Consider the following 14,258-nt stretch of genomic DNA (forward strand, 5'->3'; position numbering starts at 1 on the left):
TTATTCTCTCCCTTTTTTAGTAAATAAAGTTGTTTTACTTATCAATGAATACAACATAAATGAAGAAATAAGTCCTGAGAAGAAAGCAAAGTCATTTAACAATTTTAAAATAGCTATATTGGGGAAGAAAGCTCCTATCATTGATAGTGAAAAACTGATAATCAATACAACAATGGCTTGTTTGTTATAATCAAAGGTTTGATCGTCTCCATATATTTCTTCTAAATCTAAAGCTCGTTTCTTTTTCAAATAAAAATCTGATAACATAATACCAGCAATTGGACCAAACATTGATCCGATAAAGCTATAAAATAAAAATAGATTATTTATAATTTTCCAAGGTAATATGAGAACACCTACTATAGCCGTAAATACGCCACCTTTTGTCACATTAAATGTTTTAGGGGACAAAGAGGTTAACTGCAGACCAGCTGGAAAAAGATGCCCAACTATCTGCTCCTCTACTTAAAACATACATAAAAGGCGACGCGTATGTTCCAAGTTTATCTATTACTTTGTGTTCCAAAAAATACAACACCTGCAATTAGTCCTCTTGCTAATGCAGGGATAATTGATCCTTTTTTACCAAATACTGAACGCAGAACCATTGTGAAAGGAATTCCATATTTAGCTGATGCGACTCCATTTATAACATATAAAGTTGATACAATTAAAGCGGACGTCATCACTGCAGCAAACACTTGTTTTGAACTTAAACCTAACACGAAAAATCCTGCAACAGTCATATAAGATAAAATATTGTGTACCGAACCCATCCATAAGGTCGCAAATTTTCCAATTCCCCAGTCTTTTTCTTCTTCCGTTCTAGGCAACAACTCTTTCGGAATATCCGATTGAGTCGTCACTTTTTCAACGTCTAAAACTAAAGCCTCTTCCATAAATTAAACCTCCTTTATTATCAGTTCCTCTAGTTGTTGCATCTGGTCTTCAAAAAGTGAGTTATTTGGTTGAATATCTCGAGCAACACGCATCACTTCATATGCATCATCCAACTTACCAAGACTAATTAAACTATTTGATTTATGAAATAGATAATCAACTCTTAAAGGATCTAAGAAAAGAAGTTCATCCATTATGTTGATAGCTACTTGGTGTTCTCCTATTTCTCTTAAAAAATTAGATTTGTGATACTTAAAAAATTCTGGATTCTTACTTTCGTTAATCCCTAAATCAAAATAGGCTAACACTTCTTGATAATTTTTTTCTTTCTTATAACTATTTGCTATATAGTAGGCAAAATCGACAGAGTGTTTTAACCCTTGTTTATAATAAAACTGTGACGTTTTTAATTTTCCTAATTGTTCATAACAATAACCCAAGTAATAAACTTGTTCTAACGAGTCATCCATAGCTAATAATTGTTTTATCGCATTTAAGTATTCTTCTTTTTTTAATAACTGACGAATAACAGAAAAAGGAGAGGCTTTATCTTCACCTTGTTTTAATAGACTTAAAATGCGATCTTTCCCCTGTTCTAATGCATAATCCATGACTGTTTTTCCATCAAAATCTTTTATTGATGTATCAGCATTTTCATTTAATAAGGCAACGACAATATCTTGATATAAAAATCCTTCATCTCCTAAAACAACCGCTTCAAGTAAGGCACTCCACCCTAATTTATTGACGTGGTCTACTGGTACTTTATTCTTTAAAGCCAACTCAACAACTCTTATAAATCCTTTCTCGCTGGAAGGAAGTAGTGCTGTTCCACCAAAACGATTTACTTGAGTAACATCTGGATTATACTGACTAATCAAATCAAACATCTCGGAAAGTCCATTTGCCGCTGCAGCAATATATGGTGATAATCCCATACTATCTTTAGCGTTTGGATTAGCTCCTTTACTAAGTAAATAAGCTGCTACTTCGAGATTATTTTTTAGAACTGCAACGTGTAATGGTGTCTGTCCTTTTTCATTGGGTGTATCAATATCTAATAATGAATAGCCATAAATATCTTTTAAACTGTCTAATTTATTCGGTTGGTTAATCAACTGAAAAATCGTTCCATCAGCCATCTAAACACACTCCTTATTCAAATTTTTCACTAAACTCTATAATAGCTTTTTGAAATGCTTCAACTGGTGGATGTGTAATTCCTGCGCCAATCATCCCTATTCCTGCTTCCTTATGAGCTATTGCTGTATTAATAACTGGAAGTGTATTGGATTGAATCACTTTAATGATATCAATCCCTGTTAAAGTCCCCATAAAATTGAGTGACGGAATCGTTATATTAGGATTATGTCCTGTTGTGATTGTCTCCATTTCCAATGTGTAGTTGGTCGCATCGTCTACTGTTCCACCGACTAAAGCCACAATTGCTGGGGCTGCTGCCATAGCAAATCCACCTATTCCAAATGTTTCAGTAATGGCACTATCTCCAATATCAAGACCTGAATCTTCTTCTGTATATCCAGCAAACATTGGACCAATAACTTTTTGAGATGGGCCAATAAACCATTGATCTTGTGGTGTACTTGCTAAACGTATTCCAAATTCCGTACCATTACGTGCCATGGTTGTTACAATTGAACTAAATTCTTCTTTGCCAATTGCCGCATCTAACGCTGCTTTACAAAATGCCATCCAAGTTGGGCCGGAAAAATAATCACTACTTGCCACAAAATCAAATACTTCTTTTTGTTGTGCGACACTAAAATTTGTTTGGATAATTCCTGGTGTTAATGCTTGAATTAAAAGAGTTGTTCCAGCAACATTTCGATTGTGTAATTCATCGCCCATATGGAGTGCTTGAGAGACCATCAACCTTAAATCAATTCCACCTTCAATATATGTCATTGCCTCAGCAAGCATTGGACCAAATACATCTCTCATCCAAATTAAACGATTAATGACACTCTCGTCATTTGCTCCCATACGAAGTATTTTAGATAACTGTTCACTTAAATTAGTATAAGATACATTTCCGTAAGTTCTATTTTCAACAATATGAACATACATTGAAGCTGATGTCACACCTGCCATAGATCCGACAGTTTGGTGCTCATGACACGGACTAAATTCAATTTTTCCAGATTTCGCCACTTCTTCTGCTTCTTCCAATGTATCAGCGAATCCTTCAAATACAATTGCTCCAAGTACAGCACCTCTCATTGGACCATTCATTTTATCCCACGTAATAGGTGGTCCGGCATGTAAAATCATATTCTCTTTCATACCTGGAATCACATCAATTGCCGGGGCATAACCTGTTAAAAAGATACTCGATGATGAGATAACTTCGTAAACCTGTTCATTTGCTTCTTCAATTTTTTTCATATTTTCTGGTTTTTCAATAATTTCTAAAGCCTTTAGTACTTCTGTATTACCAAAACCTGGTGGTGCCCAATCAAGTTGTGTACTCTTAGCTCCTTGAGATACAATATCTTCAGTAAACTTTTCTAATCCAACATTTATAACATCTAAGTCCTGTTCAAATAATTTTGTCATAATCTACTCACCCTTTCTAACCATTTCTCGAGCTAATAATGCCGCATTTTGCATACTACTTGCATAAGTTGCGTCTGTTTCTTCCAATAATGCTATCTGTTCTGATAATCCTTGAGCATCCAATTCAGTTCCTAACACATATCCAATCACTTCTAAGTGTCTACCACTTTTTTCAGCTTCTTGTTTAGCTTTTAAAATATCTTCTGCCATAAACCCAACTGGATTATCATGAGCACCGTAACCAATGACAAAATCAAGTATGATGACTGCAACTTCTGGATCTTTAGCTTCTTGTTTAAAACGTTCTAAACGCGTACTTGGGTCAATCATTGGATGTGGTTTACCATCAGTGTATTCATCCGCACCAAAGTCAATAAAACTATGATCTTTACTCTTAGTTAAACTAGTAAGCTGATGTGACACATCGTTTGTTGTATTAGTATAGACATTATTAAATGATTCCTTTGCAATGTAATAGGCCTCTGATGCAAGTGTTCCTCCTGTAAATAAGCCACGGATAAATTGTTGATTATCTATTAGTTTTCCTTTAACCTCTTCAATCAACGGATAATTAAGTGGATGTAAATTTTCGCTAGAAAGATCAACCCCTGACAACTCCAATGCTTTTAATGCAGCATTTTTAGACATATCTTCAAAGTAAACATTTCCCTCTTGCTTTTGTTCCATCTCTCCTACAAACCATACAACAATTGGTTTATTAATTTCTTTTGCTCGAGAAATCATTTTATTTTTTACTTCCTCTGCAGGTGGTTTCGAAATCAGAACGATTACTTTAGTTTGATCATCTTCTGCAAGCATATCCATACCTGCTAGCATCATTTTCCCGCCAATATCTGTTGATAAATCACGGCCACCAGTTCCTATCATTTGGGAAATACCACCACCAAATTCATGTATTCTAACAGAAATTTCTTGAGAACCTGTACCAGAAGCTCCAACAATGCCTATTGACCCTTTTCTAACTTTGTTAGCAAAACCTAAGCCAATATTATTAATGATTGCAGTCCCACAGTCAGGCCCCATCATTAACAATCCTTTTTCAAGTGCCTTATCTTTTAACTCTATTTCATCTTGAATCGACACATTATCACTAAACATCATGACATTTAATCCCGCATCTAGAGCACTATGCGCCTCTCTTGAAGCATAGTGTCCGTTGACTGAAATAAGAGCTAAATTTGCTTCTTTATCATCATGAGCAGCATCTTTAATTGTGTGATAGACACGTGTTGAAACACTTGATGTAGTGACTGGCTCTTTTTTGTCTAATAGATTTTCGACTTTCGTTAATACCTATTCTTCATCAATGCTATCATCCACTGTCATTGTAATAATGAGATCACTTGTCTGAGCTTCTTTTACTAAATCATTTACCAAACCAACGTTAGCCATTACTTCTTTATTCATATCCGTTGCCATTGCAATAATGACTTGATTGATTTCATCAATTTGATTTGCTTGAGTAGATAAAGCCATTAATGATACTGAATCGACATACCTATTTTTTAATATCTTAACAACTAATTTTTCCATTCCTACTACCTCATTTCTTCTAATAGTTTTATTCCATCACTTATTCCCAACAGTAAATCAAACCCTGATGTTGACCCTATCTGTTGAACTAATCTCACATCATTTTTAAATTGATTGATTGATTGCTCATCATCACCAATATTATTAATCAATCTGATTAACTGCTGTTTACTTCTACCAAAACTAGCAAAATATAATTGTTGCTCACTAATAATATTAGTTGGTAAATCCTCTTCCTTTAAAACTAATTCCAACTGCCGTTTTAACGTCGAATCCGTCTCTTTTGCCAATCTAAGTAACAATATCAGTCCAGTTAAATAATCATCTCCTGAAGGGGTTAGCCCGATTCCTAGACCAATGATACGAAACATCGATTGTTTGATGAGATCCATATCATTTGTTCTTAACAATTTCATTTGTCAAATTAAGCTAGACAAAATATCGTTGTCTACATAACTCAAAAATACTTCCAATGGTGTTTTATAGTTTAATGATTTTCTAGGAATATTATTTCTTTTAGAAGCGATAGATTGGATAAAAGATTCCTCAACTTTGTTGAAATCCATTTGTTTAGGTAATCCATCTTTACGTAATAACCCATTAGAGTTTTCATTTAAGCCACGTTGTGATGGTGTTCCTTTTACATTTTCCCATCCTATAACCAATAAATTTGGTTTTGTCTCCCCAATGAAGAAATTAATAGTATGCTCATATAAACTATGGCATGTTCCTTTAACCTCTTTATCTTTCCAATCTCTTAGCGTTTTTTTCGTGACATATCCTAGGAAGTAAAATTCATCTAACATCTAAACCACCTCATCTGACTTTAGTTTACCCTGATAGTAACCGTTTTTATACAGTGCTTATATTTGAAAAAAGGGGTATTTCTTTGTACAATGTATACAATAATGTGTTAATAGGGGGATTTTATGAATGTGACTGATTTTTTGTCTTTACCCATTGCTGAAAATTTCAATATCTTAGCTGGTGACAGTGGGCTAAATAATACAATCACTGGTGTGAATATATTAGACAATCCAGAAGCGATGACATGGTTATCCCCTGGGGAACTAATTGTCACTTCTGGTTATTTTTTTAAACAAGATGACCAAGCCATCGAACGATTTTTTAAGAGTTTTCATGATATCAATATTTCGGCAATTTGCATTAAACCTCAAATGTATTTAACTCCCATACCAAATGAACTATACACGTATAGCGAGCTATATCATATTCCAATGATTGAGATTCCATACGGGATTGCTTTTTCTAAAATAATGATTACCGTGATGAATCGTTTGTCTGACTTTTCAAATGACACAACTCAATTAGCTCTTGATATTAATTCGAAATTTATGGAGTATGGCTTAAAAGGAAATACTTTTGATGAACTTGGAACACAAATTGAAAGTTTATTAGATAATCCTCTTATTATCACAAACTCCACTTGGCATTTATTAACTAATGACGTTTCCTCTCCTTTTAAACCTTACGTCACCTCTCAAAAAGGGGCACATTTTTTCGATCCTAATAGTTTAAAACAACTTCCCTTTAATTTGGAACAGTTAAAACACCCTGTTACCATGAGGTTTAAAGATGATACTGAGAGCATGATTTTCCCAATATTTTTTAATGACATTACGTATGGATACCTAATTGTCCTACAAGAAAACAGACGATTCTCCCAGCAAGATTATATTGTATTGGAAAACGTGACTCCTTCTATTGCATTAAAAATAGTTCATCAAACAGAAACAAAGCGGATTAATAACCGGATTGAACGTGACTTTTATCGTGAGTTACTCTTTGGTAATAAACCTCTTGAAGAATTGCGTGGGATGAAACAGTCATTCGACTTTAAAAGCCAATATACTGTTTTTATTTTAGAAGTCGATAGTATCAATAAAAAAGAAACAGATCCCGTCAAAAAAAAATACAATGAAGAATTAGAAGTGGCATCTATATTAAATGCGATTGATTTATATAAACAATCATTTTATCACCCCTTACATTTTTTCAAGCATGGGACTTATTATATTGGAATGCTAGGTGACAGTACGCCATCAGAAATAAAACAATCTTCTGCCTTTTTTTCTGAACTTCTTGATTACGTTCAATCATTCTTAACAGATGGTACCACTCTATCCATTTTTGTCGGGACAAAAGATCCTGTTAGCGATATACAAAAAAGTTATGATATCGCAAAAAAATTAATGGCTTTTAAAAATGATTCGACTCACTCTATTTATCAACCTGATGACTATTATTTTGAACTATTTATCCATGAGCAAATACATAGTGACACGGCTAATCAGCTGATAAATCATTACCTTGGACCATTAATTCAAGCAGATAGAAAAAAAGACAGTCAGCTACTAGATACATTAGACCGTTATCTATCCAATAATCAAAATTTAGCTAGTGCTTCACGTGAATTATTTATCCATCGCAACACACTTTTATATCGAATTGAAAAAATAGAATCTCTTTTATCCCATTCTTTATCTGATAATGAATACACCTTTTATTTACAATTTGCTTTATATTTATTAAAGAAAACAGACATCAAAACATAAGAAAAAAGCACTCAAAATCGAGTGCTTTTTTCTTAGTTTGTCTCTAGATAGGATATATTATTCTCTTTACAGTAATCAACAAATCCTCTTGTCCGTTCACCATAATTTGTAATTGTTTTATCTGTCGTTCTAGTGATAATTAGCAAACAACTAGCTCCACTATCAACAAGTTTTCTAGCTGCTAATCGCCCTCCCATATAATTATCTGAGGAGACACACGGAATGGTTTCTGATATCTGTTTTTCAATTGACACAATAAGGAGATCATTTATTAGATTTTCCGAAAAATCACTATATGAAATCGTAATAATTCCAGCAGCTTTTTGTTCACGACTCATTTGTATATATTCTAATTCTTCTTGAATATCATTATTTGACGTACATAGAATCATTTTAAAATTAGCTTTTTTTAATGCTCGTTGCATCTGATAAGTTAACTCAGCAAAAAAAGGTGTCTGTGTTGTAGGAACAATAAAGATAACCAAGTTAGAGCGATTCATCTTTAATTCTCTCGCTGTATTATTCGGAACATATCCTAACTCATCTATTGCTTCTTGAATTTTTTTTGAGAGGCTTCTTTGACTCGCACTCCATTGACATAATTTGACACTGTTCCTCTTGATACGCCAGCTAATTTTGCCACATCATTCATTGTTGGCATGAGTTAATCCTCCTTAAAAAAATACTAATCCCATTCTACCAAATCTGATTAGTAATATCATGTTATTTTACTATTTGACGAATAAAACACTAGAAAAGATTCCCTTTCTAGTGTTTAAATTTTTTATTAGCATATAAATAAAATGGAATTCCTAATGCTGTTAAACCTAATCCTATAATCACAAGTGATAGTTGGTTAATTAGCGTCATAGATAGAATAAAGATTCCACCGATTATTGACACGATTGGGACAAATGGATACAAAGGAACTTTGTATGGTCTTGGTAAATCTGGTTCTGTTTTTCTTAGTTTAATGACAGCAAAAAAGACTAACGTATAAAAAATCCAGATAACAAAAACCAACATATCTGTTAAAATATCAAATCCACCTAATAACATCATAACAACTGCTACTACTAACTCAAAAAATCCAGCAATAAAAGGCACTTTATTACGATTTAATTTTGCTAATTGATTTGAGTATGGTAATTGTTTATCTAATCCCATCGTATAAGGGATTCTCATACCAGTCATGGTGTAGCCATTAATTGAACCGTATACAGAAATTAGGATTCCGATTGTGACGAGTTTTCCACCAAAGTCACCAAATATTTGTTTTGATACATCCATCGCAGCATTTTCATTCCCTGCTAATGCTTCGATTGGTAAACTTTTTAAATAAACAAAGTTAACTAATAAATAAATCACCATAACACCAAACAATCCACCGGCTATTGATCTTGGTAAATCTCGCTCAGGATTTTTTAACTCTCCTGAAATATTTCCCACATGAATCCAACCATCGTATGCAAACATGGTAGCAAGAAGTCCTGCTCCTAACGCTGGGAAAAAACCAGATGCTTGTGGTCCTGCGGTTACAGGAAAAAGACTAACGTCAACTTCTCCTTGTCTTAATAGACCAAAAATAACAATTAAAGCAAGTGGTATTAACTTACAGACCAATGTGATTGATTGAAAAATCCCACTAGCTCTTGCTCCTAAAAAATTAATCAACATAATGGAACCACCGACTAAAATAGCTATTGGTACAATCACTGAGTTGGATAAACCAAATAAGTTTTTAAACTGGGTACCGAATATAATAGAAAGAGCTGCGACGTTGGCTGGAAAATAAATAATGATTAATGCCCATCCTAATAAAAAGCTCCATAACTTACCATACGCCCGTTCAATATATCTCACCATTCCACCCGTTTCAGGAATAGCTGCTGAGAGTTCTGCTGCGGTTAGTCCGGCACAAATACTAATAATACCACCTAAAAACCATGATAATAGTGTTAGACTAGCTGATCCAGTTGATTGCGTCACACTAGCTGTTTTGAAAAACACTCCTCCGCCTATTACGGTTCCCATAACGGTTGATAAAGCTGGGAAAAATGTCATTGTTCTTTTTAATTGATTGTTTTCTTCTAATACAATCTCATCTTTATTTGGCATACTGCTCCCCTTTTTCAGGTTAATATTTGAGTTACATCATACCCAAAATTAACGTATGATAATTTTAAAATATGCTATATTTTATCATACTAAATAGGAAAAGCAACATACATTGTTGTTAATTTACTATGTTTTTTCAGAAAATAACGTTTGTCAGTTATTTTTCAATAAAAGACGTATCTCCCACACTCTCTACTGTAAATTTTCCATCTTTATAAATCACTTTTGAAATACTTGCATTTGGCAGAGGACGATCCGTATCTTCTTCAGTCCAATCTGATAACAATGCTGTAATCGCCATACCGTGAGACACGATTAACACATTGCCACCACCTTCTTTGCTTGTTTCTTCTGCAATTTTCGTCACTTCTTTTTGCATTCTCTTTCTTACAGTATCATATGTTTCAAACTGTTTTGTTTCATCATTTTCAGCCATTGCATTGGTAATCTTTTCTAGTCCCAATTCCTTAATATCTTTTTTCACTGCATCTTCATTTTCGTAACCTAATGTTTTCGCAGCTTCTCCCCACATATATTCATCTAAATCTCCTTCAAACTTTCCAAAATAAAGTTATCTAAGGTTCTTGTCTTGGATGATGTCTGTTTTTTTATCTTGTGTTTTTTCGGTAATTAATTCTGTTGTTTCAATTGCACGTCCTGAATCACTACTGTATACCTTATCAAAGGTAATATTTTCTGCTTTTAATCCTTCACCTAACTGTTTTGCTACCTCAACTCCTGGCTCAGTTAATGGTGTATCACTCCAACCTTGAACTTTCTTCATTTCATTGAATAGTGTTTTCCCGTGTCTAGTGATATAAAAAACAACTTCACCTGATTGAGTTTCTTTATCTTTCGAAACTTTTTCCGTTTTATCACTAGCTGTTGTTTCTTTATTATCTGTTACACTATATCCTGCTAGTAATACTAAACTGGTTCCGTCTAATTTTGATTTTTTCAAAATATCTTTCCCTATAATAGAACGATAAAAAGGCACTACAAATACGTAGGTTGCCCTATATATTTGTAATGCCTAATTTAATAGTTACACTCAAATTTAGATTGATAGCTATCATCGACTTTAATATAGCACCGAGATAAAGCGCTGTCAACTATTATTTATTTTAGTGTCACCCAATTATAAGGTGTTTGTTGATAAACATCATTCAACCAGTTTTGATAAAATAAACTGGCTTCAGAACGCCATGTTTGTTTATAATACTGACTTTCTGGTGTCATTTTTTCATAATTTTCGGGAAATTTCGTTCCTAGTTGTTTCTCTCTATCTCTAATATATTCATCATATAGAGTATTAGCATCGTATTCCAAATGACCAAAGATAAAGATATTTTTATCATCTTCAGAAACTAACATCAATGCTCCCAATTCCTGACTTGAAGAAATAATCTTTAACGGTGCGTCATTTAATTGACTATCATCAATACCTGTGTAGCGAGATTGTGGGCTATTAAAACAGTCGCTAAACCCTCGTAACAACGAGTGTTTTTCAACGACTGTATTCTCGTACACTCCAAATAATTTTTCTGGATAAGATATTTTTTCGATTCCGTAATAATGATAGAGTCCTGCTTGCGCCCCCCAACAAATGTGAACAATACTTGTCACATTTTCTTGCGCCCAATCTAAAATAGTTGTCATCTCTTGCCAATAATCAACTTCTTCAAATGCCAATTGCTCAACTGGTGCTCCTGTTACAATTAACCCATCAAACCTCTGATGTTTCACGTCATCAAAGGTTTGATAAAAAGTTTGTAAGTATGTTTGGCTAGTATTTTTTGCTTCGTGTGTTTCAGTTTGTAAAAATTCAACATCAATTTGTAGTGGACTATGAGAAATTAATCTCAGTAACTGCAATTCTGTTTCCACTTTTTTTGGCATTAAATTCAAAATCAATAATTTTAATGGACGGATATCTTGCTTAATTGCTCGCTGTTCATCCATTGAAAAAATGCCTTCTTCTTCCAATAATTTCTTAACCGGTAATTCGTCCAAAATTTTTATCGGCATAACAATCCTCTTTCTTTTATACTTTATCTAGTGCTTGTTCTAAATCATTAATCAAGTCTTCCACATTTTCAATTCCAATAGATAGGCGTACTGTCTCTGGTTTAACACCTATCTCTTTTAATTGTTCTTCACTTAATTGTGAATGTGTGGTTGATGCTGGATGAATTATCAGAGATTTAGCGTCCCCAACATTAGCCAATAATGAAAATAATTTTGTTTCATTAATCAATGCTTTACCAGCAGACGCCCCTCCAACAAGCCCGATAGTAAAGATTGATCCTGCTCCTTTAGGAAAATATTTTGTCGCTAATTCATGATATGGACTAGATTTTAGCCCTGGATAATTAACCCAAGATACCTTAGGATGCTTTTCTAAATATTCCGCTACTTTCTGTGCGTTTTCAACATGACGCTCTAACCTAAGTGATAGCGTCTCAATCCCTAACAAGGTTAACCAAGAATTAAATGGTGATGGTGCAGCCCCTGTGTCTCTTAACACAATAGTTCGTGCACGTGTAACAAACGCTGCTTTACCACCAGCTTCCACCCAGGACAGTCCGTGATAACTCTCATCTGGTTCAACTAGCTTAGGAAACTTCCCATTTGTCCAATCAAAATTTCCAGAATCTACAATTGCTCCTCCAAGTGCTACGCCGTGTCCCCCGATAAATTTTGTCGTCGAATAGACCACAATATCTGCACCATAATCAAATGGTTTAAATAAGTAAGAGGTCGCAAATGTATTATCCACAATAACTGGAATACCTGCCTCATGAGCAATCGCAGAAATTTTGTCTAACTCCACAATTTGAATATCTGGATTTCCTAATGATTCTACAAAAATAGCTTTAGTGTTTTCTTTAATGGCTTTAGCAAAATTATCCGGATTATCAGCATCAACAAAAGTCGTCTCAATCCCAAATTCAGGTAAGGTATGTGCAAATAGATTATATGTCCCGCCATAAATTGCCCCGGCTGAAACAATATGATCTCCGGCACTGGCTATATTTTGAATTGCATACGTGATCGCTGCGGATCCTGATGCTGTGGCTAATGCACCAACTCCACCTTCTAATAAAGCTAGACGTTCTTCTAATACAGCTGTCGTTGGATTAGTAATCCTTGTATAAATATTACCTGGGTCTGATAAACCAAACCTGGCTGCTGCATGATCTGCATCATCAAACACATAAGATGTTGTTTGATAAATTGGTACCGCTCGACTTCCAGTATCCTGATCAACTTGTTGACCACCATGTAATTGTAATGTTTCAAAATGTTCTGTCATATGCTTCATCCTCCATCAATTTTTTTAAAGATATAATAAAAAACACCCCTAAAAGACAATTGTCTTCTAAGGATGTTATATCAACATGGTACCACCTTAATTTATAAAAGCATTACTACTTTTAGCTCTACTCCAATACAGCAACAAGCGATATTGGGATTTATGGTAACGGAAATATCCGTGTGCCCCTAAACTAATCAGGCCACCCGCTCTAAAGCCATTTTCAAATCCGTTTTTTTTCACCTTTTTTCAGCTACCAAGGTTCTCTGTTAGAAATCCAACATGATTTTACTTTCTTTTTCTTTGCGTTTTCTAATTTATTTTTAATTTTTATAATCATAATATTTTTTTCTGAAATTGTCAACAGATACTATTATTTTATTGCATCATCATTCCCAAACCATTTTTCGCTGATTTCTTTCATTTTTCCATTATCTTTTAACTTCTTAAATGCCTCATCAATTTTTGTTTTCAACTCTTTATCGCTTTTTCTAATACCTACTGCAAAAGCCGCACTATCAAACGGTGTATCTAATACTGCATAATCTTCTGAATTTTTTTGTTGCGCAATGTAATAATTGGCGTACACGTTATCCACAATCAAACCATCAATTCGTTTTGCTTTTAAATCAATAAATGCTTCATTGAATGTATCAAACAACACTGGTTCATTATCATTGATTATATCAAGAAATACTTCAGGATTTTTTTCTATCATATCTTGACCTGTAGAAGCATTTTGAGCTCCTAACACTTTATCTTTCATCCCTGTATAAGAATTTATTCCGCTTTCTTTCATCACAACAAGTTGTTGTTTGCTACTGATATATGGTTCACTAAATGCTACTTTTTCTTTTCGCTCATCTGTAATATTATAACCGTTCCAAATCAAATCAATTGTGCCATTATTTAGTTCATTTTCTTTCATAGACCAGTCAATTGATTGAAATTCAGGTTCAATGCCATATTCTTTAAAGACTTCTTTAGCTAAATCAATATCAAACCCGACAATATTATCTGATTCATCACGAAACCCCATTGGAACAAATGTATCATCTAGACCGATGACAATTTTTTTATTTTTTTCAATCTCGCTCCATTTGTCTTTATCTGAACTACTTCCACTTTCTCCACCTTTACTACAAGCTCCTACGACTAATAATAAAAATCCCAACATAACCATCATCCATGTTCTTTTTTTCATCTTCATCCCATCC

General features: G+C 33.9%; 13 protein-coding genes, 3 pseudogenes and 1 other annotated feature. Of the genes and pseudogenes, 1 reads left to right on the forward strand and 15 read right to left on the reverse strand.

The window, feature by feature from the left end:
• The 8 genes and pseudogenes from BW731_RS12810 to BW731_RS02895 form a co-directional block, all read right to left on the reverse strand.
• Positions 1–411, reverse strand: coding sequence for a cytosine permease (locus BW731_RS12810; RefSeq protein ID WP_233120421.1), 411 nt, complete (start codon positions 409–411; stop codon positions 1–3).
• A gap of 92 nt (positions 412–503) precedes the next feature.
• Complete coding sequence (locus BW731_RS12815; RefSeq protein WP_233120422.1) at positions 504–899, reverse strand: cytosine permease; 396 nt, start codon at positions 897–899, stop codon at positions 504–506.
• A 3-nt stretch (positions 900–902) separates the two neighbouring features.
• A complete protein-coding gene (locus BW731_RS02875; RefSeq protein WP_079345547.1) occupies positions 903–2,042 on the reverse strand; it encodes an ankyrin repeat domain-containing protein in 1,140 nt (379 codons plus the stop codon).
• 13 nt (positions 2,043–2,055) lie between these two features.
• Positions 2,056–3,477 carry a YlbE family protein gene (locus tag BW731_RS02880; RefSeq protein ID WP_079345549.1) on the reverse strand — a complete coding sequence of 474 codons (1,422 nt, stop codon included), beginning with the start codon at positions 3,475–3,477 and terminating at the stop codon, positions 2,056–2,058.
• A 3-nt stretch (positions 3,478–3,480) separates the two neighbouring features.
• Positions 3,481–4,728: pseudogene (gene fdrA, locus BW731_RS02885) on the reverse strand (acyl-CoA synthetase FdrA); the annotation flags it as partial.
• A gap of 63 nt (positions 4,729–4,791) precedes the next feature.
• The gene (locus BW731_RS12820) at positions 4,792–5,031 is read right to left on the reverse strand and encodes a hypothetical protein (protein ID WP_233120423.1); all 240 of its coding nucleotides are present in this window, start codon (positions 5,029–5,031) and stop codon (positions 4,792–4,794) included.
• Positions 5,032–5,036: 5 nt separating this feature from the next.
• The gene (locus tag BW731_RS02890) at positions 5,037–5,423 is read right to left on the reverse strand and encodes an oxamate carbamoyltransferase subunit AllH family protein (RefSeq protein WP_158080142.1); all 387 of its coding nucleotides are present in this window, start codon (positions 5,421–5,423) and stop codon (positions 5,037–5,039) included.
• Positions 5,424–5,450: 27 nt separating this feature from the next.
• Positions 5,451–5,669: pseudogene (locus BW731_RS02895) on the reverse strand (transposase); the annotation flags it as partial.
• 291 nt (positions 5,670–5,960) lie between these two features.
• Between BW731_RS02895 and BW731_RS02900 the strand changes: the two are divergent.
• On the forward strand, positions 5,961–7,607 hold the full coding sequence (locus tag BW731_RS02900; RefSeq protein ID WP_079345553.1) for a PucR family transcriptional regulator: 1,647 nt from the start codon (positions 5,961–5,963) through the stop codon (positions 7,605–7,607).
• Positions 7,608–7,639: 32 nt separating this feature from the next.
• Here the strand turns inward: BW731_RS02900 and BW731_RS02905 are convergent, their stop codons facing one another.
• From BW731_RS02905 to BW731_RS02935, 7 genes and pseudogenes are all read right to left on the reverse strand, one after another.
• Positions 7,640–8,107 carry a type 1 periplasmic-binding domain-containing protein gene (locus tag BW731_RS02905; RefSeq protein ID WP_143592729.1) on the reverse strand — a complete coding sequence of 156 codons (468 nt, stop codon included), beginning with the start codon at positions 8,105–8,107 and terminating at the stop codon, positions 7,640–7,642.
• Positions 8,108–8,151: 44 nt separating this feature from the next.
• Positions 8,152–8,268 carry a LacI family DNA-binding transcriptional regulator gene (locus tag BW731_RS12465; RefSeq protein ID WP_143592730.1) on the reverse strand — a complete coding sequence of 39 codons (117 nt, stop codon included), beginning with the start codon at positions 8,266–8,268 and terminating at the stop codon, positions 8,152–8,154.
• 107 nt (positions 8,269–8,375) lie between these two features.
• Positions 8,376–9,725, reverse strand: coding sequence for an APC family permease (locus BW731_RS02910; RefSeq protein WP_079345555.1), 1,350 nt, complete (start codon positions 9,723–9,725; stop codon positions 8,376–8,378).
• Positions 9,726–9,882: 157 nt separating this feature from the next.
• Positions 9,883–10,722: pseudogene (locus BW731_RS13040) on the reverse strand (histidine phosphatase family protein).
• Between the two features lie 122 nt (positions 10,723–10,844).
• Positions 10,845–11,753: a homoserine O-succinyltransferase gene (locus BW731_RS02925; RefSeq protein ID WP_079345559.1), complete on the reverse strand. Its 909-nt coding sequence runs from the start codon at positions 11,751–11,753 to the stop codon at positions 10,845–10,847.
• A gap of 16 nt (positions 11,754–11,769) precedes the next feature.
• Positions 11,770–13,041 carry an O-acetylhomoserine aminocarboxypropyltransferase/cysteine synthase family protein gene (locus BW731_RS02930; RefSeq protein WP_079345561.1) on the reverse strand — a complete coding sequence of 424 codons (1,272 nt, stop codon included), beginning with the start codon at positions 13,039–13,041 and terminating at the stop codon, positions 11,770–11,772.
• Between the two features lie 65 nt (positions 13,042–13,106).
• Positions 13,107–13,354 (reverse strand) — a binding site (T-box leader).
• Positions 13,355–13,414: 60 nt separating this feature from the next.
• On the reverse strand, positions 13,415–14,245 hold the full coding sequence (locus BW731_RS02935) for an amino acid ABC transporter substrate-binding protein (protein ID WP_143592731.1): 831 nt from the start codon (positions 14,243–14,245) through the stop codon (positions 13,415–13,417).
• Between the last annotated feature and the right edge of the window lie 13 nt (positions 14,246–14,258).

The organism is Vagococcus martis, assembly GCF_002026305.1.
In the GTDB taxonomy this organism is placed as follows: Bacteria; Bacillota; Bacilli; order Lactobacillales; family Vagococcaceae; genus Vagococcus; species Vagococcus martis.